Source organism: Micromonospora sp. NPDC057141, assembly GCF_042670805.1.
In the GTDB taxonomy this organism is placed as follows: domain Bacteria; phylum Actinomycetota; class Actinomycetes; order Mycobacteriales; family Micromonosporaceae; genus Micromonospora.
The window spans coordinates 1-21,063 of sequence record NZ_JBHUVA010000097.1; the positions used below are offsets into that span (position 1 = coordinate 1).

Below are 21,063 nucleotides of genomic sequence, written 5' to 3' on the forward strand. Positions count from 1 at the left end.
CCGTGGGGCCCCGCCCCCCGGCCCCCGCCCCCCTCGGCACCACCACGATCACCGACCCAACGTCGAGCGCAACCCCACGCGCACCAACGCCGCGTGCAACTGCTGAGACAACGCCACCAACTCCCGCGCCGTCTCCGCCGCCCGCGCCCGCGCCGCCGGATCACTCTGCCGCACCAACGGCGCCACCAACTGCGCGAACAAACCCACCTCCCGGTCCGCCGCCGTCCGGTAACCCCGCAGGTGCCGAGGCTCCAGCCCGTACGCCGCCAGACCCGCCACCGCCCGCGCGATGATCAACGCGTCCCCGTCGTACCAACCCGGCGGATCGGACACCAACACCCCGAGCCGCTCCAACTCGCCCAACGTCGACTCGTCGATCCCGCTGCGCGCGACCAGATCAGAGCGGCCCAACCGCACCTGGGCCGAATCCACCGGCTGCTCCGCCGCAGCGGAACGACCCGGCACCTCACCGCCCGGGCCCACCGCCACCAGCGTCGGCCGCGACGGCGCCGGCCCATCCGCCGACACGTCCCACTGCGCCAACTGCTCACGGATCACCCGCAGCGGGAGGTACTGGTCCCGCTGCGCGGTCAGCACGAACCGCAACCGCGCCACGTCGTCCCAGCTGTACTTCCGGTAACCCGCAGCGGTGCGCTGCGGCTCGACGAGACCCTCGGCCTCCAGGAACCGCAACTTCGAAATCGTGACGTCGGGAAACTCCACCCGCAACTGCCCCAGCACCTCGCCGATGCTCATCAGCGGTTGCGCGCGGGCCGCTCCGGGCGGCGTCGAAGCCGCAGGCTCGTTCACCCCCGGCCGGCCTCCTCCTCCGGACGCGGGCCGGCGATGAACACCACCCGGAACTTACCGATCTGCACCTCGTCACCATTGCTCAACGTGGCCGCCTCGACCCGCTCCCGGTTCACGTACGTGCCGTTCAGGCTGCCCACGTCCCGCACCGTGAACGTCCCGCCGTCGCGGTGGAACTCCGCGTGCCGACGCGACACGGTCACATCGTCCAGGAAGATGTCACTGTCCGGATGCCGGCCACTCGTCGTCACATCATGATCCAGCAGGAACCGGGCGCCCGCGTTCGGACCCCGACGAACCACCAGCAGCGCCATACCCGGCGGCAACGAACCGGACATCCGGCTCGGCACCACATCGGTGTCCGGCCCTTCCAGCACTTCGTCGAGCGAACCGAGATTGAGCGTCGAAGTGACGTCGAGCGGGGGGAACTCGTCGTCTGGCCGCGTCATGGGACCACCTCACGGATCTGTTTCGCGTCGGCGTCGGGTGATTCGGGTCTGGCCGCCGGGCAGTACACCCGGCGGCTGGCTCCCCGTGCCCGGAAAGGCAATTCCGCAACGCTCAACTTATGGGTTCTCGGTCGACTGGGCGAGCCTAGCCAGCGCCGAAATGCAGGGCAACCGGACGCGCGGCACGAACACCACACGCCCCCAGGGGCACTCAGCTCTCGGTGAGCTCGCGATACGCCCCGGCGGTCAGCAGCCCGTCCACCGCCGCCGGATCAGCCGGCGTGATCTCCACCAACCAACCCGCACCGTACGGATCAGAGTTGATCACCTCCGGAGTGTCCACCAACGCCTCGTTCCGCGCCGCCACGACCCCGCTCAGCGGGGCGTAGATCTCGGACACGCTCTTGGTCGACTCGATCTCACCCAACGAGTCGCCCGCAGCCACCTCCGCGCCCTCCTCGGGCAACTGGACGTAGACGATGTCACCCAGCGCGTCCTGCGCGAAGTGCGTGATGCCGACCCGGACCGCGCCCGAACCGTCACCCGCCACCCACTCATGCTCAGCGGTATACCGCAGATCCTCAGGAATCACCAGACGCGTCCTTCGTCGTCGTACCGACCATCGGGTGCACCGGCGGACCGGCGCGGGCCGTACCGATCAGGAGACCGGACGGGCGTGCTCCAACTTCACGGGCGCGTGCAGCGCCGACACGTCGGCCACCTCACGATCCTCGACGATCACGTTACCGCCGTCACCGGCGACCGACGCGGCCACCCCGCCCGGAATCTTCAACGCCGTCGCCATCGTCGTCGGATCACCGATCACCGTGATCGTGAACGGACCCGACAACCGACGCCCGTCGACCACCAGATCACCGCCGGAGCCGTCCAGGAAGTACGTCGACGCGATGATCCGCACCGCTGCGCCGTCGCCACCCGAGATCTGCATCGCCTCCGCGCCCGCACCCCGCAGCTCCTGCACCGCGTCCAACACCCGGTACGCCGAGATCGGCTTCGCCCCGGCCTCGAAGCGCACGCTCAGCCCCGGCCCCCGCGCCGGCAGCGTCCCCGCCAGGATGCCCAGCTCGTCGGCCCGCCGCGTCGCCTCCTCCAGCGCCGCCTGCCGGCCCTGCTCCCCCGAACGCAACTGCCGCTGGCTCTCCTCCAACGCCTCGATGTCCTGCCGCAGCCGCTTGTCCCGCGAATCCAGATCCGAGAAGATCCGCACCAGGTCCTCCTGCCGCGTCGCCGCCGACGTCGGATCCGTCGACGTCGTGCGCAACTGCACCACCAGGGTGAACCCCAGCAGACCCAGCAACAACGCGATCATCGCACCCGCCGACGTGAACCGTCGCGCCACCACGGCCGTACCCGCCGACGGCGGCGGGGCCGTGCCCGCCGACGGTGCCACCGACGACAGATCCACCGTCGCCGCGTCACCGGCATCCGCGATGTCCGGCGCCGGCGGCGACTCCCGCCGCGACGGTTCATCGTCGGGCACCAACGGCGAGATCTCGTCGGAATCCGGCGCCCCCGGCCGCGGATCAGGCTCGCCGGCCCGCCCCGGAACCGCCGGCTGCGGCCACCCCGTGCCCGTCTCGGTCTGCTCCTCGCTCATCGCCTACGAACCTACGCCCGGAACAGGTGGCGACGGATCGCCGCCACGTTGCCGAAGATCCGCACCCCGAGCACCACCACCACGCCGGTCGACAACTGCCCACCCACGCCCAACTGGTCACCCAGATACACGATCAGACCCGCCACCAGCACGTTCGAGATGAACGACACGACGAACTGCTTGTCGTCGAAGATCCGGTCCAGCTTCGCCCGCACCCCGCCGAACACCGCGTCCAACGCCGCCACCACCGCGATCGGCAGATACGGCTGCAACGCCGCGGGAACCGTGGGATCGAGGTACACCCCGAGCACCACCCCGGCGAGCAACGCCAGCACCGCGATCATCGGCCACCTCCGGAAGGACTGGGAGACGAACCAGAGCCGGACGGCTCAGGACCGGACGAACCCTCGACACCCGAACCCGACACGGACGGACCCGGACTGACCGAAGGCTCGGCGTAGCGTAGCCGTGGCTCCGGTGCCGCCGGCAGCGTGAGGTCGTCCACCTCGCGGACCTGGAACGACAGCCCCACCGAATCCACCAGCTCCCGCATCAGGAACGCCGCCCGGCTGTCGTCGAACCGCTCCCGCAGCGCGCCCGGCCCGATCGCCGACACCTCGTACGGCCCCGTCACCGGCCGGAAGTCCACCAGGATCGCCGCGCCCGCCGACCGGATCGTCGACGTCGCCGTCAACCGCTGACCGTTGATCGCCACCGCCTCCGCGCCCGCCGCCCACAGATCGTTGGCCACCTTCTGCAGATCCGTGTACAACACCCGCGGCGGCCCGCCCTCGGAGCCGGTCCCCGCCCCGTCGTCCTTCGGCGGCGCGTCCGCCAACCGCACCACCACACCGTCACCACGCACCCGCCCCAGACCGGTGCCCGCCTCCAACCGCCGCAACCGCGACGCCTGCGAGCCGCTCAGCGCCGCGTCGCGCTGCCGGCCGACCTCCTCCCGCAACCGGTCGGCCCGCACCGCCAACTCGTCGGTCTCCGCCTCGCGCTCCTTGATCTGCGCCACCAGGCCCGCCCGTGCCTTGCTGCGCCCCGGCTCCTCCGCCAGTGTCTGCCGGTAGGCCACCGCGAACAGGAAACCCAACGCCACGATCACCACCAGGCTGACCGACCGCGCCGACCCGCTGCGCCACCCCGACGGCGGCGTCTCCCGGCGCCGGGCCGCCGCGTCCGCGTACCCCGGATCCAGCGGATTGCTGAACAGCTCGGTCAGGAAGTCCGGCGCGTACACCCGGGCCGCCGGACCACGGCCCTCCCCGGCGTCGGGTCGCCGCTGCTGCGGGCCCGTCATGCCGCCGCCCCCGCCACCGGGGACCGCGCCGCCCGCACCAGCCGCGCCGCCTGTACCACGTAGAGCGCGCCGGCCGCCCAGTAGAGCACCAGGCCCCACCAGGCCAGCCCCCAGCCGATCGCCCCGGCCACCGTCGCCGTGACCGCCGACGTGACGTGCGCCAGCAACAGGATCGGGAAGGCGGCCAGCAGCAGGAACGTCGCCGTCTTGCCGACGTAGTGCACCGGCAGCGGCCCGTACCGGTGCCGGCGCAGCACCCCCAGCGACCCCAGCAGCAGCGCCTCCCGGGCCAGCAGCGCCACGGTGAACTGCCACGGCACCACCTCGCGGGCGGTGAACGCCAGTAGGGTCGCCAGGATGTAGAGCCGGTCGGCCAGCGGGTCCAGCAGCTCGCCCAGCCGGCTGACCTGCCGCAGCCGGCGGGCGACCCAGCCGTCGACCCAGTCCGTGGTGCCGCCGAGCGCCAGGACCACCACCGCGGCCACGTCGGCGTGCGCGACCAGCAGCAGATAAAGGAAGAGCGGCACACCGAGCAGCCGGACGAAGCTGATCAGGTTGGGCAGGGTGAGGACGCGGTCCCCGGTCGGCGCGGCGCCCGGGCCGCCGGTCTCATCCGGGGGCAGGGCCCCCGCCGGCCGACGCGACACCGAACCTCCCTCCGCAGCACGGTCCGGCGCCGTCGACGGGCGCTGCGGAGAGACGTGCGCGTTGCCGGGCCGGCCGCCGCCGGCGCCCCTCGGATCCCGGGCTGGGACCTCCCCTGGTGCGGCCCCCGATCGCGAGACCAGGGGCCGGTGAGTTGCGCTGCCACTATATCGGGCCCGCCTGCGGCTCCCGGCGGCCCGCGCTCGCCTCGCCGGGGCAGCCGCGCCTTTGTGGCTCAGCTCACGTCGCGCCGCCCCGTGGGTCGGCCACCCGGCGCAGCAGCCCGATCGCCTCCAGCCGGTCGCACAGCCGGCTCGCCGCCGACGGCACCACGTCGAGCAGCTCGGCCAGGCCGTTGACGTTGGTGCGCGGGCGGGCGCTGATCAGCGACAGCACCCGCAGCTGCGTGGGTGAGACGGTCAGCTGGTGGCAGGACCCCGCCGGGTCGAGCACGCGCACGAGTGCCTCGGCGGTATCGCCTCGGCGGCGGCCGGCCAGCCGCGATACTGGCCACGGGCGCACGGCGGAGGAGGTACGGCGGTGAACGCGGCCAACGGCGCGGCGGTGGTGGTCGGGGTGGACGGCTCGCAGTCGTCCCTGCGGGCCGTGCGGCTCGCCGCCGCAGAGGCGGCCCGCAGGAACCGGCCGCTGCGGATGGTGCACGGCTTCATCTGGCCGCTGCTGCGCGTGCCGCTCGGCCCGGCGGCCGGCAGCCCGCCCGGCGCCGGACTGCGCCAGCAGGCCGAACAGCTCGTGGCCGACGCCGTCGCCGAGGCCGAGAAGGCCGCGCCGGACGTCAGGGTCACCGGGGAGATCATCGACGGGGAGGCGGCCGCCGTGCTGGTCGGCGAGTCCCCCACCGCCGTGCTGATCGTCGTCGGCGACCGGGGGCTGGGCGGGTTCGCCGCGCTGGTGCTCGGCTCCGTGGCGGTGCAGGTCGCCGCGTACGCCGACTGTCCCGTGCTCGTGGCCCGCGGCGCGGCGCGCGCGGGCGGGCCGGTCGTGGTCGGGGTGGACGGCTCCGCGCTGTCGCGGGCGGCCGTGGAGTTCGCCGCCGAGGCCGCGGCGGCACGCGGCGTCGCGCTGCGGGCGGTGCACGCCTACCGGCACCCCGCCTCCGCCGGGCCCGGCGACATGCAGCCCCTCGTGTACGACGAGGACCGCCTGCGCGGCGAGCAGGAGAGGGTGCTGGCCGACTCCCTCGCCGGGGTCGGCGAACGCTGGCCCCGGGTGCCCGTCGAGGCGGTGGTCGTGCGCCGGCGGCCCGTCGCGGCGCTCACCGACGCCGCGCGCGACGCCCAGCTGGTGGTGGTCGGCGGGCGCGGCCACGGCGAGTTCACCGGGCTGCTCCTCGGCTCGGTCAGCCACGCAGTGCTGCACCGCGCCGACTGCCCCGTCGCCGTGGTGCGCGCCCCGGCCTGACCGGTGGCCGGCGGGGGACGGTTGGCCCCGGCGCAGGCGGGTAGACGACGTGCGCCAACGGCCCCACCACCGCAGGAGGCGGCGATGCCAGGACCGCGACCGGGCAGCAACGCGTACGACAAGGAGCGGGCGCGGCTGCGCGACCTGATCGAGAACTCCGGACGGGCAGCCGATTCCGAGGCCAACCGGGTCGCCAACCGGATCCTGCAGGACGACCGGGGACAACGCGGCGTCGTGCGGGGCGAACGGACGTACGGCCCGAAGGGCGAGCGCGAACCGGGCGACCCGAAGTGAGCCGGACGCCACTGGTCGACGGTGCCGTCGCCGGCGCGGTCGGCAGCGTCGCGCTCAACATGGTCAGCTACGTCGACATGGTGCTGCGCGCCCGACCGGCGAGCAGCACCCCCGAGGAGAGCGCCCGGCGCGTGGCCGTGCTGACGCACGTGGACCTGGGCCCCGAGGACCGGGCGGCCAACCGCCGCGCGGGCCTCGGGCCCCTGCTCGGGTACGGGCTGGGCATCGCCGCCGGCGCCGCGTTCGCCCTGCTGGCCGGGCGGCGGCGTGCTCCCCTGCCGGTGGCGGTGCTGCTGCTCGGCGGGGGCGTGATGGCCGCCTCGGACGCGTCGATGACGGCGCTGGGGGTGACCGACCCGCGCCGGTGGAGCCGCACGGACTGGCTGTCGGACGTCGTGCCGCACCTGGCGTACGGGATGGCGGCCGCAGCCACCTGGAACCGGCTGCGGCCGCCCTCGTCGCGGCGGGGCTAGCCGCCGCTCCCGGCTTACCCCGCCCGCAGCACCCCCATGCCCACGTCCAAGTGCAAGGAAGGGCCCCCTGTCAACGCTTTCTGTTGTACAAGGGTCCTCTCCTAATCACGCGCATCACGCGCGCGCCGCACGGGTGGCCGGCGGCCCCGTGGGTATCCCAGGGGACGTGGCAGACGATCGGAGGACCGCACGGGTGCTGCTGGAGCAGCAGGGCCGCACGTACGCGCAGGAGGCGGGCATCCGGCTCGCCGACCGGCCAGGCCCGCTGTACCAGCTGCTGGTGCTGGCCACGCTGCTGAGCACCCGGATCCGGGCGGGCGTGGCGGTGGCGGCGGCCCGGGAACTGTTCGCCTCCGGCTACCGCACCCCGCAGGCGATGGAGGCGGCCAGCTGGCAGGCGCGGGTCGACGCGCTGGGCAGGGGGCACTATCGCCGCTACGACGAGCGGACCGCCACCATGCTCGGCACCGGCGCGCGGCTGTGCCTGGACCGCTGGCACGGCGACCTGCGCCGGCTGCACCGGGAGGCTGGCGGGACGCCGGCCGCGCTGCGGCGGCTGCTCACCGAGTTCCCCGGCATCGGGCCGACTGGTGCGGACATCTTCCTGCGCGAGGCGCAGTCCGTCTGGCCCGACGTGCGCCCGTACGCCGACCGGCGGGCTCTGGCCGGCGCCGGGCTGCTGGGGCTGCCGGCCGACCCGCGCGGGCTGGCGGGGCTGGTCGACGGGGCGGAGTTCGGGCGGCTCGCCTCGGCGCTGGTCCGGGTGGCTCTCGACGAGGACTCCGCGCGGGAGGTGGCCCGCGCCGCCGCCCGCTGAGAGACCGCCGCCGAGGGCACGGCGGGGGCCTACTTGGCCGCGGTGTCGCTCGGCTTGGTCAGGTGCCAGGCGAGCGCGGCGGCCAGCACCGCGAGTATCACCACGCCGCCGGACACGCCGCTACCCTCGTCGGCGCTGCGGCCCTTGCCGCCGAAGTAGATGACCGCGAGGCCGGCGAGCACCGCCACGACCGTGCGCATTCCCCGGTCCTTCACCCCCCGCACGGTACGGAGCCCCACCGCCACCGAGATGGACAAACAAGTCTTTTCACCCACCCGAGGGGGTGTCGGTCAGTCGGTTTCCAAGTCGTCGAGGGAGATGGCGTGGGTCATCAGCCAGCGGGCCAGGGCGGCCATCCCGAACAGCCACAGCGGGGCCGACTCGGTGGGGCCGTTCGTGGCGAAGACGGCGAAGCGCAGGTCCGGTGCCCGATACGCCTCGATCCGCCATCGGTGGCTCTTGTCCCGCCAGACCGCCGAGGGGTCCATGACCGCCACGCTAGGCGACCTGTCGCCCGGAGGGGCCCGAAACCCGCCCCCGGTCAGCCGGGGATCAGCGCGCCGCCGAGCAGCCCGCGCAGGGCGGCCACCGCGAGGGACAGCCCCAGGCCGGCCAGCAGGGTCCAGCCCAGGCCGGCCCACCCCGACCGGCGGTCCGCGACGGGCAGCGCCATCCCTTGCCGGTACGGCTGCCGCGCGGGCGGCCGCCACCGTTCCCGGTACAGCCAGGCGAGCACGCCCACCCCGAACGGCAGCGAGCCCAGCCAGAACCAGAACCAGCGGGTGCCGGCGACCGGGTCGGGGCCGACGACGAGCATCGCCAGCCAGCCCAGCACCACGGCGGCGGCGGTGATCCGGTGCGCGGGCGCCCCGGCGCTCTGCCAGGGCCGCGCGAGCCGGGCCAGCCGGTCGTCCTCGCCGCCGGGCGTCGACTCCGGGCCGACCGGCGGCACCCCCACGTCGGCGTAGCGGATCCGACCGTCGGGCAGACTCCAGGCCACCATCGGGCCCTGCCAGCCGAGCCCGGGGTTCGGCGTCGCACCCCAGAAGGCCCCCCGGCGCTGCCAGCCGTCGCCGCGGTGGAAGGTGACCACCCGCCCGGCGGCGAGGTCACCTTCCAGTTGCCCGACGTCGGACGCGCGGGGCGCAGCCCACCAGGCCAGCACCGCCCAGGCCAACCAGCACAGCGCCATCGTCAGGAGGAACACCCGTCTCCACCTGCCGGACGCAGCCGGAGACGAATCGGTCATCACGCCACGATCGCAGTGCCGCGCAACAAGAACCTCACCGAGCGTGGGCGGTCAGGCGGGCGGGGAGACGACGCGGCGGGTGTCGTCGGGCAGGCGGCGGGTGACGCCGCGGCGGTCCAGCAGCTCCAGCAGCGGCACGGCGACCCGGCGGGTGGTGTCGAGGGCCTCCCGGGCGGCGCTGAGGGTGAACGGCTGCGGTAGCCCGGCGAGGACCCGGGCGGCGGCGTCCACGGCCCCGGGCAGCAGCACCACCGTGTCGGCCAGCCGCAGCAGCGCCCCGGCCCGTACCGCCGCCCCGAGCTCCCGGGGCCCGAGCCCCCACTCGGCGAGGCGGTGCGCCTCCGGGGCCCGGAACGGGCGGTCGCCGTAGTCGGCGCGGACGCGGGCCACCGCGCGGGCCACCGGCTCGGGCAGCGCGTCGCCGTCCGACGCGGTGACCCGCCCGGCGACCAGCCGCAGCGGCGGGCGCACGAGGGCCTCGACGAGGGCCCGGTCGGGCAGGTCGAGGCGGCGGCGCAGCACGTCGACCGGAATGCCCGGCTCCAGGGGGTGCGCGGCGGCGTACCGGGTGGTCTCGGCGGTCAGCCGGGCGGCGAGGGACCGCCAGTGCTCGGGGTCGGCCAGCCAGTCCCCGGCGACCGGGGTGGCGGTGACGGGCACCCCCATCCGGGTCAGCTCCCCGACCCGGGCCAGGTTGCGGCGGCGCAGCTCCCCCGCCAGGTCCGGACGGCCGTCGAGGTCGGCGAGGACCCGGGCGCGGGCGGCGGCGGCCCCGCGCCGGGCCAGCGGCGGCGGGGCCACGTCCAGCACGGTCACCCCGCCGGCGATCAGGTGCCGGCCGGGGTCACGCAGCAGCGCCCGGTCGCCGACGAGAAGCGGCAGCGGCCGGGCCAGCCGCAGCCGGACGGTGTCGGCGCCGAGCGGGCGCACCCGGGCGGGCACGGCGGCGGAGCCGACGTGCAGGGTGAGGGTTGCCGGCAGGTCGGCCGCCGGATCCCCGGTGACGCGCACGTCGAGCAGGTCGGTGCGTCCGAACCGGCCGGGGGTCAGCAGGGCCTCGCCCCGGCCCAGCCGGTCGCGCGGCACGTTGCGCAGGTTCACCGCGACCCGGGCCACCGCGTCGACCCGGTCGCGGGCGACGCCGAGGCGGTGCAGGCCGCGCACCCGCACCGACTCGCCGGTGCCGGCGAGCTCCAGGTGGTCGCCGACGGTCAGCCGGCCGCCGCCGAGGGTGCCGGTGACCACGGTGCCGCTGCCGGTGATCGTGAACGACCGGTCCACCCACAGCCGCACCGGCGCGTCGGCCGGCGGGTCGGGCAGCCGGGCCGCCAGGCGGTCCAGGGCCGCCCGCAACTGCGGCAGGCCCGCCCCGGTGACGGCGCTGACCGCGACGGCCTCCACGTCACCGAGGCAGGTGGCGGCGATCTGCGCGCGGGCCTCGGCCAGCGCCGGGCCGGGATCGGCCAGGTCCGCGCGGGTCACCACCAGCAGCCCGTACGCCACGCCGAGCGCGTGCAGCGCGGCCAGGTGCTCGGCGGACTGGGGCATCCAGCCCTCGTCGGCGGCGACGACGAGCAGCGCGGCGGAGGCGGGGCCGACACCGGCGAGCATGTTCGGCACGAACCGCTCGTGGCCGGGCACGTCGACGAACGCGATCGTGGCGCCGGAGGGCAGCGTGGTCCAGGCGTAGCCGAGGTCGATGGTCATGCCCCGGCGGCGCTCCTCGGCCCACCGGTCCGGTTCCATCCCGGTCAGCGCCCGCACCAGGGTGGACTTGCCGTGGTCGACGTGCCCGGCGGTGGCCACCACCCGCACGTCAGTCCGCCCCTCGCACGTCAGTCCACGGCCGGCACGGCCAGCACGGCGGCGCGCAGCGCGTCGTCGGCGTCGACGCAGACGCAGCGCAGGTCCAGCAGCAGCCGGCCCCGGGCGACCCGGCCGAGCACGGGCGGGTCGCCGACGCGCAGCGGCCGAGCGTACCGTTCGGGCAGGGCGAGGGCCCACGAGTCCAGCTCGACGCCGGGCGCGCCGCCCCCGCCGACCACGGCGGCGGCGGGCACCACCTCGGCCTTGCAGCCGTCGGCGGCCAGCCGGTCGCGCAGGCGTTCGGTGCGCTGCCGCAGGGCGGCCGGGTCGGCGTGCAGCGCGGCCCGGGTGGGGGTGCCGGGGCCGTGCAGGGTGGCCGCCAGCGCGGCGAGGGTCAGCTTGTCGACCCGCAGGGCACGGGCCAGGGGGTGGCGGCGCAGCCCGTCGACCAGGTCGGCGTCGCCGAGCAGCAGCCCGGCCTGCGGGCCGCCGAGGAGCTTGTCGCCGCTGGCGGTGACCAGGTGCGCGCCGGCGCGCAACGTGCTGGCCGCGTCCGGCTCGTCCGGCAGCAGCGGGTCGGCGGCGAGCAGCCCGGAGCCGATGTCGGCGACGACGGGCACCCCCAGGGTGGCCAGCCGGTCGACGCCGACGGCGCTGGTGAAGCCGGTGACCACGAAGTTCGACGGGTGCACCTTCAACACGAACCCGGTGTCGGGGCCGACCGCGTCGGCGTAGTCGGCGAGGGTGGTGCGGTTGGTGGTGCCCACCTCCCGCAGCCGCGCGCCGGTGCTGGCCAGCAGGTCCGGCAGGCGGAACCCGTCGCCGATCTCCACCAGCTCGCCCCGGCTGACCACGATCTCCCGGCCGGCCGCGAGGGCGGTGGCGGCCAGGACGAGGGCTGCGGCGCCGTTGTTGACCACGTGCACTCCGGCCGCATCGGGCACGGCGGCGGCGAGCGCGGCGAGGGCGTCGCGGCCGCGCCGGGCCCGCCGGCCGGTGGCCAGGTCCAGTTCCACGTCGGTGTGCCCGGCGGCGGCGACCACGGCGGCCACGGCGGCGGCGGACAGCGGGGCCCGGCCCAGGTTGGTGTGCAGGACGACGCCGGTGGCGTTGAGCACCGCCGCTGGAACGGCGGCGGGCAGGGCGGCGAGGGCGTCGTCGCGTACCCGATCGGGGGTGATCTCGCCGGCGCGGGCGCGGGCCTGCGCGGCGACGATCGCGGCCTTGACCCGGTCGCGGCCCAGCCGGTCGGCGGCGGCGGCCAGCCGAGGGTCGGCCAGCAGGACGTCGGTGCGCGGGACCCGCCGTCGGGGATCGGCGTCGCGCATCGCGTCCTTCCCACGGGTTGCCTGGCGGAGACGGACGGGAATCGAACCCGCCTGGCCCGGGTCCCGGACCACACCGGTTTTGAAGACCGGGAGGGGCACCAGCCGCCTGAACGCCTCCACCGGCCATTTGACCACAGCGCCCCGCCCGGCGTGCGGGTAGGGCCTCAGCCCCCGGCGGTGCGGCGGGCGACGCGCTCGCGCTGCGGCACCACCGTGTACTTCGGGTCGCGGGCGGAGGCGACGCCGCCGTGGAAGACGCCGAACCGGGTGGCGACCGACGCGGCGAGCAGCGCCGCGCCGGACAGGCCGGACAGCAGCCGGCTGCGGCGGCCGACCAGCGCGCCGACCACGCCGGCGGCGGTCAGCGCCCGGCCGGCGCGCAACAACCGGCCGGCGACGCCGGTGCGGTAGGGCTCGCTGAGCAGGCCCAGGCGGGTCTCCACCCGGTGCGCGCCCCACAGCTCCAGGGCCGCGCCGGCCACCGCCATCCGCCGGGCCGGGCCGGCCTGGGCGCAGGGCGCGGCGAGCAGGCCCACGCCGGCGCCGCTGGCCAGGGCGCTGCCCGCGAAGATGGCCGGCAGCTGTGGGTACGCCTCGTGCCACGACGGCACGGCCGTGTCGGCGAGCAGCACCCCCGTGTACGTGGCCAGGGCCGGCGCGGTGGCGGCGGCGACCAGGCCGGCGGCCCGCCCGGCGCCGGGCAGCAGCCGCCGCCCCACGCCGAGCACGCCCCGTTCGGGCAGCCACGGCGCGGCCTCGGCGACGGCGGCGACCCCGGCGGCGGGGCCGAACACGGTGAGGATCCACGTGCCCACGGACATCGGGGAGGTCGGCTTCGCCACCCGCAGCATGTGGTGGAAACGGGCCGGCCGGCCCAGGTCGTTGACGAGGAAGTACGCGCTGGCGGTGACCGCCGCCAGGGAGGTGACCCGGCCGGCGCGGCGCAGCGCCGGCCGCCCGGTGAGCTGCCCCCCGGCGGCCAGCAGCGACGAACCGGCGGCCAACCCGCCGGTGAACAGGTACGCCGCGATGTCCCACTTCCACACGGGCGGTTTGAGGATCGGCCGGCCGTAGTAGGAGGTGAATTCGGCCGGCGGGACGTTCAGCTGTTCCCCGCCGCGCCAGCGGCGGAACCGGTCGCCGACCGGCCGGGGGTGGGCGCTCACGAGGAACCTCCGACGAATGCGGCGACGGCCGCCGCCGCCATGGCCAGGGCGGCCAGCCCGGCCCGTTTCCACATTCGGGGCAGGTCCCGGGTGGTGACCACCGGGTCGGGCGGCAGCCCGTACACCTCCGGGGCGTCGAGCAGCAGGAAGAACGCGCCGTCGCCGCCGACGCCGTCGGTCGGGTCGTGGCCGTACAACTGGGCCTCCGGCACGCCGCGCCCGTGCAGGGTGGCCACCCGTTCGGCGGCCCGCTCCCGCAGCTCGTCGAGGGGGCCGTACTGGATGGACTCGGTGGGGCAGGCCTGCGCGCAGGCGGGGGTCAGGCCCGCGCCGAGCCGGTCGTAGCACAGGGTGCACTTCCACGCCCGGCCGTCGCTCCTGCGCTGGTCGATCACCCCGTACGGGCAGGCGGGGATGCAGTAGCCGCAGCCGTTGCAGATGTCCTCCTGCACCACGACCGTGCCGAACTCGGTGCGGAACAGCGCCCCGGTGGGGCACACGTCGAGGCAGGCGGCGTGGGTGCAGTGCTTACACACGTCGGACATCATCAGCCAGCGGAAGTCGGTGCGCTGCTGCGGGCCGGTGCCCCGGCCGGGCGGCTGCGCGCCGGGCATCCCGAGGAACTGCGGGCCGGTGCCCGCCGCCGAGGCGCCGTGGCCCGCCACGTCGGCGACGGCCGCCGGCGGGGCGGCGGCGGGACGGGGCTGCTCGACGAACGCCACGTGCCGCCACGAGTTCGCGGTCAGCGCGCCGGTGTTGTCGTACGACATGCCGAGCAGGTCCAGCCCGGAGCCCGGCACGTCGTTCCACTCCTTGCAGGCCACCTCGCACGCCTTGCAGCCGATGCAGACGCTGGTGTCGGTGAAGAATCCCATCCGGGGCCGCGCGTCGGTCCAGCCGGCGTCCGGCGCCGGGTCCAGCGGCCCGTGCGGGCTGTTCACGTCAGGCATCCCCGCCCCCGCTCCTCTCGTCCGCGGCCGCCTGCGGCGAGCGTTCGTCGGTGCTGCCGGCCGCGTCGCCGCCGCCCACCGCCTCGGTGGTGACGATCGGGACGCGGCGCTGCGGGGTCATCCCGGCCCGCCGCCGGTAGTCGGCGACCAGGTCGAGCAGGGCCGGCCCGGTGGGACGCCGGCCGGGCCGCACGTCGCAGGTGCCGACCTTGCTCTCCTGGATCAGCACGTTCGGGTCCAGGGTGATGCCGAACAGGTCGTTGGCCGAGTCGCCGGTGACCAGGCCCTCGGTGCCGAAATGGTACGGCAGCCACAGCTGGTGGATGATCCGGCCGTCGACGCGCAGCGGGGTGAGCCGGTCGGTGACCAGCACCTTCGCCTCGATCACCGCCCGGCCGCTGACCAGGTGCGCCCAGCCCAGGTGCGTCAGGCCCACCTCGGCGGCCAGCTCCGGGGACACCTCCACGAACATCTCCGGCTGCAACTCGGCCAGCGGACGCACGGTGCGGCTCATCCCGCCAGCCGTGTGGTGCTCGGTGAGCCGGCTGACCGTGAACACGTACGGGAAGACGCCGCTGTGCGCCTCGGGCGGGCTCGGGTTGACCGAGTTGACCGGGTGCTCGTAGACCTTGCGGGTCGGGTTGGCCTGCTGGCCGTACAGGGGGTTGCGCATCGGGGACTCGGCCGGCTCGTAGTGCGCCGGCAGCGGGCCGTCGAGCACGCCGCTGGGCGCGTACAGCCACGCCTTGCCGTCGCCCTGCATGACGAACGGGTCGTCGCCGGCGATGGCCGCCACCCCCGAGGCGCCCTGCGGGGGCCGGTACGTCGGCGGTTTCGTCCGCTCGAAGTCCGGCACGTCGTAGCCGGTCCACTCCCCGGCGTCCGGGTCCCACCACACGTACTTCTTGCGTTCGCTCCACGGGCGGCCCTGCGGGTCGGCGGAGGCGCGGTTGTAGAGGGTGCGCCGGTTCGCCGGCCACGCCCAGCCCCACTGTGCGGCCACCCAGTCCTGCTCGTGGCGGGAGCGGCGGCGGGCGGCCTGGTTGACGCCGTCGGCGTAGACGCCGGTGTAGATCCAGCAGCCGATGGCGGTGGAGCCGTCGTCGCGGGCCTGCGTGAACGCCGACAGCGGGCGGCCGGTGGCCACCTCGTACCCGTTGATCTCGCGCAGCACCGCCTCGGCGCTGGGCTCCGCGTGCGGGCCGTGCGTCGGGTAGTCCCAGGTCAGGTCGAGTAGCGCCCGGTCGCGCGGGTGCGGCGACGCGGCCAGCTTCTCCCGCAGCCGGCGGCCGAGGTGGTAGAAGAACCACAGCTCGGAGCGGGCGTCGCCCGGCGGGTCGACGGCCTTCTCCCGCCACTGCAGCAGCCGCTGGGTCTGGGTGAACGTGCCCTCCTTCTCCACGTGGGAGGCCGCCGGCAGGAAGAACACCTCGGTGCGGCACTGCTCGGGCACGATCTCCCCGGTGGCCACCTCGGGGCTGTTCTTCCAGAACGTGGCGCTCTCGATGAGGAACAGGTCGCGCACGACCAGCCAGTCGAGGTTGGCCATCCCGAGGCGCTGGGCGCGGCCGTGCGCGGAGCCGACCGCCGGGTTCTGGCCGAGCAGGAAGTAGCCCTTGACCTTCCCGTCGATCATGTTGAGGACCTGCCGGTACGTGCCGTGGTCGCCGGTCATCCGGGGCAGGTGGCCGTAGCAGAAGTCGTTGTCCGGCGTCGCCGCGTCCCCCCAGTACGCCTTGAGCAGGCTCGCCGCGTACGCGCGGGAGTTGGCCCAGAAGCCCTTCTGGCCGGGGTGGCGGATGCTGTCGACCCAGTCGTCGAACGTCTCGTGGTCGGCGTGGTGCGGCATCGGCAGGTAGCCGGGGAGCAGGTTGTACAGCGTGGGGATGTCGGTGGAGCCCTGGATGCTGGCGTGCCCGCGCAGCGCCAGGATGCCGCCGCCGGGCCGGCCCATGTTGCCCAGCAGGGTCTGGATGATCGCGCCGGTGCGGATGTACTGCACGCCGACGCTGTGCTGCGTCCAGCCCACCGAATAGACCAGCGCGCCGGTGCGTTCCCGGCCCGAGTTGCTCGCCCAGGCCTGCGCCAGCTCCAGGAACTTCTCCTGCGGGATGCCGCAGACCCGCTCCACCATCTCCGGGGTGTAGCGGGCGAAGTGCCGCCGCAGGATCTGGTAGACGCAGCGCGGGTGTTGCAGCGTCTCGTCACGCGCGGCCTGCCCGGGCACCGGCATGCCGTGCGACTCGTGGCGCAGCCCGGCCGCGCTGTCACGTTCCTTGCCGGTGCCGGTGATCTCGGCGTGGTCCTCGTGCCCGGCGTACTGCCAACTCGACGTGTCGTACGAGCCGGTGTCCGGGCGGTAGCCGGAGAACAGACCGTCGAGGTCCTCCGTGTCGGCGAACTGCTCGCTGACGATCGTCGCCGCGTTCGTGTATGCCAGCACGTACTCCCGGAAGTCCAGCTCGTTGTCCAGGATGTGGCGCACGACGCCGCCGAGCAGCGCGATGTCGGTGCCCGCCCGGATCGGCAGGTACGTGTCGGCGACCGCGCTGGTGCGGGTGAACCGGGGGTCGACGTGGAAGACCTTCGCGCCGCGCCGCTTGGCCTCCATCACCCACTGGAAGCCCACGGGGTGGGCCTCGGCCATGTTGGAACCCTGGATGACGATCACGTCAGCGTTGACCAGGTCCTGTTGGAAGTCCGTCGCGCCGCCGCGACCGAAGCTGGTCCCCAGACCGGGGACGGTGGCGGAGTGTCAAATGCGGGCCTGGTTCTCGATCTGGAGCGCCCCCATCGCCGTGAACAGCTTCTTGATGAGGTAGTTCTCCTCGTTGTCCAGCGTCGCCCCGCCCAGGCTGGAGATGCCCAGCGTGCGGTTGAGCGGCCGACCGACGTCGTCGACGTCCTCCCAGGTGGCCTCGCGGGCGGCGAGGATCCGGTCGGCGATCATGTCGACGGCGGTGTCGAGGTCCAGGTCCTCCCACTCGGTGGCGTACGGCCGGCGGTAGCGCACCGTGGTCTGGCGCAGCGGGCTGGTGACCAGGCTCTTGCTGGCCGAGCCCTTCGGGCACAGCCGGCCCCGGGAGATCGGGCTGTCGGGGTCGCCCTCGATCTGGGTGACCCGGCCGTCGGTGACGAAGACCCGCTGGCCGCAGCCGACCGCGCAGTAGGGGCAGACCGAGCGGGCCACGCTGTCGGCGGTCTCGGTGCGGGCGGTCAGCGCCGCCGAGCGGGCCGACCGGGCCGCCGCGCCCCGGCCGAGCGGGTCGGTGCCGGTGAGCTGCCGGTAGACGGGCCAGCCCGCGAGGAACGTCCGCAGGCCCATCGGCGGGCACCCCCTTCTCCCGGCGGCGGAGACTGACTCTCTGAACATAGGCCAGCGCCCGGCGCGCCGCGACCCGGGGCGGATCTTTTCCGCCGCCGTCCGACGCGGCTCGGGCCCGCCGGCCGGCGCCCCCCGCCGGCCGGCGGGGCTCACCGTAGCCGGGGAGGCGGATGCCCCCATGCCGGCGACATGGGGGCATCCGGGTGTCGTCACCACAGCTGCGCGACGATGTCCGCGGCCTGCTCCTCCCACTGGGCGTACGCGTACGGGTACGCCGACACCTGCACCGTCTGTGCCGCGGCGGTCAGCGGCAGTTCCCGCCAGCCGCCGACGTTCTTCAGCGCCCCGAAGAACGCCTTCGACGCGTACTCCGGGTCGGTGATCTCATCGGGCGAGCCCCAACCGGACGACGGGCGCTGCTGGAACAGGCCCTGCGAGTCGTGGTCGTTGTACGCGCCCAGGTGGCCGAGGTTGTACAGCTTCGACTCCTGCAGCGAGGTGGCGACGCCGATCACCGCGCCGCGTTCGCCGACGCCCGTCTCCTTGGCGGCCTCGACGATCGCCTGGGCGTTGGCGACCTGCGCGTCGTCGAGCGGGATGCGCGACTGCGCGCCCTCGACGCCGTGCGGGATCAGCTCGTCGCGGCTCGGCTGGCCCGCCGAGGAGGTCGACTTGCCGGTGTCCTCGCCGGTGGTCAGCGCGGACTCGGCGGTGGCCCCCTCCCGGGTCTTGCCGGTGGCCAGGTCGATGGCGGCGACGGCGCCCGTGTGCGGGCCGGTGGTGACGGGGGCGGCGACGGCCGTGGGGCCGAACGCCAGGCCGCCGAGGACGGCGACGCCGCTGACGGTCAGGACGGTCCTGCGGTTCGTGGTCTTCGCGATGGCCGGGAGCCATCGAGTGAAGTGAGCCTTCACGATGGTTGCCCTTTCGGTCGTCACGACGCGCTCCGGGGTGAGCGCCCCTCGGGATCCGCCCGGCCGGTGGGGTTTACCGGCGGACGGTACGGGGGACACAACCACCTTCACCTGTCCGTCATTCCGGAAATGGTCGGCGGCGGCGCAGCTGCGGTCCCGGTCACCCACGAAACCGGACGACGCGGATGACACCGCTCACCGGGCGCGCGGGGCGCCGAACCGGACGAGCACGTGCCAGAGCATCTTGAGATCCTGGAGCGTGGCCGCCAGCGGGCCGCGGTCGGCCCACCGGTCGGGCTCGGTGAGCGCCGAGGCGGCGGCCCGGCCGATCAGCGCGGCGTCGACCGGCGCGCCGGGGCAGGCAAACTCGGCGTGGATCCGGGCGGTCAGCGGCGGGATGTCGGGCCCGCGAAAATCGGCGTCGATCCCGTCGACCGGCAGCTCGAAGCCCGCGTGCCAGTGCAGCGCGACCCCGTGGCGGGCCGCCAGGTCGGTCAACACCCGGCCCACCCCGGTGCCCGCGAACGACGGGTCGAGCACGAACGCCTCGACGTCACGCCCGAGGACGACCGCACCGTGGATCTGCGCCTCGACGTAGTCGTCCAGGGCGCGGGCGGCCGGGCCGGCGCGCCAGGCGTCCCGCTCGCGGCGCCGCAGCAGGACCCGGACCAGGGCCGCCGTGTCCATCCCCGCCACGCCGAGGCTGACTCCCGTGCCGGCGGTGGCGTCGAGCAGTTCGGCCAGCACCGACTCGGGCACGTCGACCGTGCCGAGGTGGGGCGGCTCCAGGTGGCTGTCGCCGAAGCAGAACGTGGCGCGGCCCAGCACCTGTGGCCGCAACCGCAGGTGGCAGGAGCCGAACCGGGGACACGCGCCGTCGGGGTGGTCGAGCAGGTTGAGCCCGCCGTACTTCGGGCGGTCGCCCGGGAGCACGCCCGCGCCCTGGTACGCGCCGCCGAACATCGCCTCCTCCCAGCGGTCCCGGTCGCCGCCGGGAAACGCGGTGAGCCCGCCGTTGGAGATGCCCGTGGCGAACTGGCTGCGGTAGACGCCCTGCGCCGCCAGCGCGTCGGCCACCGTCCGCCCGTCGGCGAGCAGCCGGTCGGGGTGGAAGTTGACGGTGAGCCGGCCGTACACGCCGACCGCCGCGATCAGCTCCTCCGGCTGATAGTCGACGCCGGCCCCGGCCAGGTGCCGGGCGATCACGGCGAGGGCGGTCGGGCGGTGCCACAGCGCCGAGCGCCGCACGTGGGCCAGCGCGGCGGCCTGCGCCGGGGTCAGCGGCGGGCGGTCGACGGCAGCGGCGGGGCGAGCCGACCGTGGTCTGTGGCGCACAGCCGCCGATTGTGCCGGGCCGGCACGCGGTCCCGCAGTCCCGCTGCGGCGTCGACCGCCCACGGCGCGATCCACCCCTGGGGCGACGGGTTCGTCCGGCTCACCCCGGTTCGCACCGTGCCCCCCCCCACCACCACCGACCGACCAAGCCCATCACCTGCCCCGACACCCCCGGAGGACCCGTGCCACTCGTAGCCGGGGTCGACTCGTCGACCCAGTCGTGCAAGGTCGTCGTCCGCGACGCCGAGAGCGGGACGCTGGTACGCGAGGGACGCGCGCCGCACCCGGCCGGCACCGCCGTGCCGCCGGCCGCGTGGGAGGCCGCGCTGTCCGACGCGGTCGCGCAGGCCGGCGGACTGGACGACGTGGCGGCCGCCTCGATCGCCGGGCAGCAGCAGGGCATGGTGTGCCGGCGCGCCGGGGCTCGACGCCCTGCGCACCGACCGCAGCGAGGCCAGCGGGACCGGATACTGGTCGGCCTCGACCGGTGACTACCGCCTGGACCTGCTCCGGCTGGCGTTCGGCCGCGACGACGTGCTGTTGCCGCAGGTGCTCGGGCCGACCCGTCGGGCCGGGCACCTGCGCACCGGCGCGCCGCTGGGCCCCGGCGCCGGCGACTGCGCCGCGGCGGCGCTGGGTGTCGGTGCCGAGCCGGGCGACGTGATCCTGCGCCCCGTGCTCGTGCCCCCGTCAGGGGAGTACGTCGCCGACGGCGCCGCCCGCCAGGCGGCGTGGGTGTTGTCGGGCGGGCAACGGCCGCCATCGTGGACGATCGGGCAGATCGAGACGCACGAGGCGGACGCCGCGCCGGCGATCCGCGAACAGTACGCGGCGGCCCGCGCGAACGTCCTCGACCGCGCCGACTGACGGCGGCAGCGCCACGACGCCGCTCGCCGGTCAGCTGCGCATCGTGCCCTCCGGCGACAGCTACCTCGCCGAGGGCCGCTTCCGGCGGACTCCCCCTCGACGGCCGGGCGGCGGGCCTGCGCCTCGACGTGCGGGCGGCCCGCGACGCTGGTGCGGGCGGGCCCGCGCGGCGTGCGGCTGGTCGGCTGCCCGGCCGGGCCTGACGCGGCTGCTGGAGCTGGTGCGCGGCGGCCCTGGCCGAGGCGGGCTGACAGTGCGCCGGGGGGGCGGGGGGGGGGCCCCGCCCGCC

The 21,063-nt window shown here is 75.3% G+C and carries 22 protein-coding genes, 1 tRNA gene and 1 pseudogene; 5 read left to right on the plus strand and 19 right to left on the minus strand.

Annotated features, from left to right (window positions below; translation table 11 throughout):
- Positions 1–48 precede the first annotated feature (48 nt).
- The 8 genes from ACFT41_RS29040 to ACFT41_RS29075 all read right to left on the minus strand — a co-directional run bounded on the left by ACFT41_RS29040 (position 49) and on the right by ACFT41_RS29075 (position 5,287).
- Positions 49–756, minus strand: coding sequence for a MerR family transcriptional regulator (locus ACFT41_RS29040; RefSeq protein WP_377589145.1), 708 nt, complete (start codon positions 754–756; stop codon positions 49–51).
- A 50-nt stretch (positions 757–806) separates the two neighbouring features.
- A complete protein-coding gene (locus tag ACFT41_RS29045; protein WP_007071101.1) occupies positions 807–1,259 on the minus strand; it encodes an FHA domain-containing protein in 453 nt (150 codons plus the stop codon).
- Positions 1,260–1,470: 211 nt separating this feature from the next.
- Complete coding sequence (gene gcvH, locus ACFT41_RS29050) at positions 1,471–1,851, minus strand: glycine cleavage system protein GcvH (protein ID WP_377589127.1); 381 nt, start codon at positions 1,849–1,851, stop codon at positions 1,471–1,473.
- Positions 1,852–1,917: 66 nt separating this feature from the next.
- Positions 1,918–2,877, minus strand: a complete 960-nt coding sequence (locus tag ACFT41_RS29055) for a DUF881 domain-containing protein (protein ID WP_377589128.1) — start codon at positions 2,875–2,877, stop codon at positions 1,918–1,920.
- Positions 2,878–2,888: 11 nt separating this feature from the next.
- Positions 2,889–3,221: a small basic family protein gene (locus ACFT41_RS29060; RefSeq protein ID WP_007071104.1), complete on the minus strand. Its 333-nt coding sequence runs from the start codon at positions 3,219–3,221 to the stop codon at positions 2,889–2,891.
- Positions 3,218–4,183, minus strand: a complete 966-nt coding sequence (locus ACFT41_RS29065; RefSeq protein ID WP_377589129.1) for a DUF881 domain-containing protein — start codon at positions 4,181–4,183, stop codon at positions 3,218–3,220. The genes ACFT41_RS29060 and ACFT41_RS29065 overlap by 4 nt, the downstream gene beginning before the upstream one ends.
- Positions 4,180–4,830: a CDP-alcohol phosphatidyltransferase family protein gene (locus tag ACFT41_RS29070; RefSeq protein WP_377589130.1), complete on the minus strand. Its 651-nt coding sequence runs from the start codon at positions 4,828–4,830 to the stop codon at positions 4,180–4,182. The genes ACFT41_RS29065 and ACFT41_RS29070 overlap by 4 nt, the downstream gene beginning before the upstream one ends.
- 238 nt (positions 4,831–5,068) lie before the next feature.
- Positions 5,069–5,287: a MarR family transcriptional regulator gene (locus ACFT41_RS29075; RefSeq protein WP_377589131.1), complete on the minus strand. Its 219-nt coding sequence runs from the start codon at positions 5,285–5,287 to the stop codon at positions 5,069–5,071.
- An 81-nt stretch (positions 5,288–5,368) separates the two neighbouring features.
- On the opposite strand from ACFT41_RS29075, the gene ACFT41_RS29080 reads away from it, so the two are divergent.
- The 4 genes from ACFT41_RS29080 to ACFT41_RS29095 all read left to right on the plus strand — a co-directional run bounded on the left by ACFT41_RS29080 (position 5,369) and on the right by ACFT41_RS29095 (position 7,834).
- Complete coding sequence (locus ACFT41_RS29080) at positions 5,369–6,250, plus strand: universal stress protein (RefSeq protein WP_377589132.1); 882 nt, start codon at positions 5,369–5,371, stop codon at positions 6,248–6,250.
- Positions 6,251–6,334: 84 nt separating this feature from the next.
- Complete coding sequence (locus ACFT41_RS29085) at positions 6,335–6,544, plus strand: phosphatidylethanolamine-binding protein (RefSeq protein ID WP_377589133.1); 210 nt, start codon at positions 6,335–6,337, stop codon at positions 6,542–6,544.
- The gene (locus ACFT41_RS29090) at positions 6,541–7,017 is read left to right on the plus strand and encodes a hypothetical protein (RefSeq protein ID WP_377589134.1); all 477 of its coding nucleotides are present in this window, start codon (positions 6,541–6,543) and stop codon (positions 7,015–7,017) included. The genes ACFT41_RS29085 and ACFT41_RS29090 overlap by 4 nt, the downstream gene beginning before the upstream one ends.
- A gap of 166 nt (positions 7,018–7,183) precedes the next feature.
- Positions 7,184–7,834 (plus strand): hypothetical protein, encoded by a 651-nt coding sequence (locus ACFT41_RS29095; RefSeq protein ID WP_377589135.1) that lies wholly within the window; start codon positions 7,184–7,186, stop codon positions 7,832–7,834.
- A gap of 29 nt (positions 7,835–7,863) precedes the next feature.
- On the opposite strand, the gene ACFT41_RS29100 is transcribed toward ACFT41_RS29095, so the two are convergent.
- The 11 genes from ACFT41_RS29100 to ACFT41_RS29150 form a co-directional block, all read right to left on the minus strand.
- Positions 7,864–8,049 (minus strand): hypothetical protein, encoded by a 186-nt coding sequence (locus tag ACFT41_RS29100; protein WP_377589136.1) that lies wholly within the window; start codon positions 8,047–8,049, stop codon positions 7,864–7,866.
- A 75-nt stretch (positions 8,050–8,124) separates the two neighbouring features.
- Positions 8,125–8,322, minus strand: coding sequence for a hypothetical protein (locus tag ACFT41_RS29105; protein ID WP_007071112.1), 198 nt, complete (start codon positions 8,320–8,322; stop codon positions 8,125–8,127).
- Positions 8,323–8,375: 53 nt separating this feature from the next.
- Positions 8,376–9,041, minus strand: coding sequence for a hypothetical protein (locus ACFT41_RS29110; protein WP_377589138.1), 666 nt, complete (start codon positions 9,039–9,041; stop codon positions 8,376–8,378).
- Between the two features lie 93 nt (positions 9,042–9,134).
- Positions 9,135–10,898: a selenocysteine-specific translation elongation factor gene (gene selB / locus ACFT41_RS29115; RefSeq protein WP_377589139.1), complete on the minus strand. Its 1,764-nt coding sequence runs from the start codon at positions 10,896–10,898 to the stop codon at positions 9,135–9,137.
- A 20-nt stretch (positions 10,899–10,918) separates the two neighbouring features.
- Complete coding sequence (selA, locus tag ACFT41_RS29120; protein WP_377589141.1) at positions 10,919–12,217, minus strand: L-seryl-tRNA(Sec) selenium transferase; 1,299 nt, start codon at positions 12,215–12,217, stop codon at positions 10,919–10,921.
- Positions 12,218–12,239: 22 nt separating this feature from the next.
- Positions 12,240–12,335: transfer RNA gene (locus ACFT41_RS29125), tRNA-Sec, on the minus strand.
- A 46-nt stretch (positions 12,336–12,381) separates the two neighbouring features.
- Positions 12,382–13,383, minus strand: a complete 1,002-nt coding sequence (gene nrfD / locus ACFT41_RS29130; protein WP_377589142.1) for an NrfD/PsrC family molybdoenzyme membrane anchor subunit — start codon at positions 13,381–13,383, stop codon at positions 12,382–12,384.
- Positions 13,380–14,333 carry a 4Fe-4S dicluster domain-containing protein gene (locus tag ACFT41_RS29135; RefSeq protein ID WP_377589143.1) on the minus strand — a complete coding sequence of 318 codons (954 nt, stop codon included), beginning with the start codon at positions 14,331–14,333 and terminating at the stop codon, positions 13,380–13,382. Before ACFT41_RS29135 ends, nrfD begins: the two co-directional genes overlap by 4 nt.
- A complete protein-coding gene (gene fdh, locus ACFT41_RS29140; RefSeq protein WP_377589144.1) occupies positions 14,326–17,658 on the minus strand; it encodes a formate dehydrogenase in 3,333 nt (1,110 codons plus the stop codon). Before fdh ends, ACFT41_RS29135 begins: the two co-directional genes overlap by 8 nt.
- A 209-nt stretch (positions 17,659–17,867) precedes the next feature.
- Positions 17,868–18,572 carry a hypothetical protein gene (locus tag ACFT41_RS29145; RefSeq protein ID WP_377590437.1) on the minus strand — a complete coding sequence of 235 codons (705 nt, stop codon included), beginning with the start codon at positions 18,570–18,572 and terminating at the stop codon, positions 17,868–17,870.
- A 195-nt stretch (positions 18,573–18,767) separates the two neighbouring features.
- Positions 18,768–19,907: a DUF3626 domain-containing protein gene (locus ACFT41_RS29150; RefSeq protein WP_377590435.1), complete on the minus strand. Its 1,140-nt coding sequence runs from the start codon at positions 19,905–19,907 to the stop codon at positions 18,768–18,770.
- A 182-nt stretch (positions 19,908–20,089) separates the two neighbouring features.
- On the opposite strand from ACFT41_RS29150, the pseudogene ACFT41_RS29155 reads away from it, so the two are divergent.
- Positions 20,090–20,774: pseudogene (locus tag ACFT41_RS29155) on the plus strand (hypothetical protein).
- Positions 20,775–21,063 lie beyond the last annotated feature (289 nt).

Excerpts from the sequence above, each read along its gene's own strand:
- ACFT41_RS29060 (WP_007071104.1), bottom strand. The coding sequence starts at position 3,221 with ATGATCGCGGTGCTGGCGTTGCTCGCCGGGGTGGTGCTCGGGGTGTAC.
- ACFT41_RS29065 (WP_377589129.1), bottom strand. The coding sequence starts at position 4,183 with ATGACGGGCCCGCAGCAGCGGCGACCCGACGCCGGGGAGGGCCGTGGT.
- ACFT41_RS29055 (WP_377589128.1), bottom strand. The coding sequence starts at position 2,877 with ATGAGCGAGGAGCAGACCGAGACGGGCACGGGGTGGCCGCAGCCGGCG.
- ACFT41_RS29135 (WP_377589143.1), bottom strand. The coding sequence starts at position 14,333 with ATGCCTGACGTGAACAGCCCGCACGGGCCGCTGGACCCGGCGCCGGAC.
- ACFT41_RS29085 (WP_377589133.1), top strand. The coding sequence starts at position 6,335 with ATGCCAGGACCGCGACCGGGCAGCAACGCGTACGACAAGGAGCGGGCG.
- ACFT41_RS29105 (WP_007071112.1), bottom strand. The coding sequence starts at position 8,322 with ATGGACCCCTCGGCGGTCTGGCGGGACAAGAGCCACCGATGGCGGATC.
- ACFT41_RS29040 (WP_377589145.1), bottom strand. The coding sequence starts at position 756 with ATGAGCATCGGCGAGGTGCTGGGGCAGTTGCGGGTGGAGTTTCCCGAC.
- ACFT41_RS29045 (WP_007071101.1), bottom strand. The coding sequence starts at position 1,259 with ATGACGCGGCCAGACGACGAGTTCCCCCCGCTCGACGTCACTTCGACG.
- selA (WP_377589141.1), bottom strand. The coding sequence starts at position 12,217 with ATGCGCGACGCCGATCCCCGACGGCGGGTCCCGCGCACCGACGTCCTG.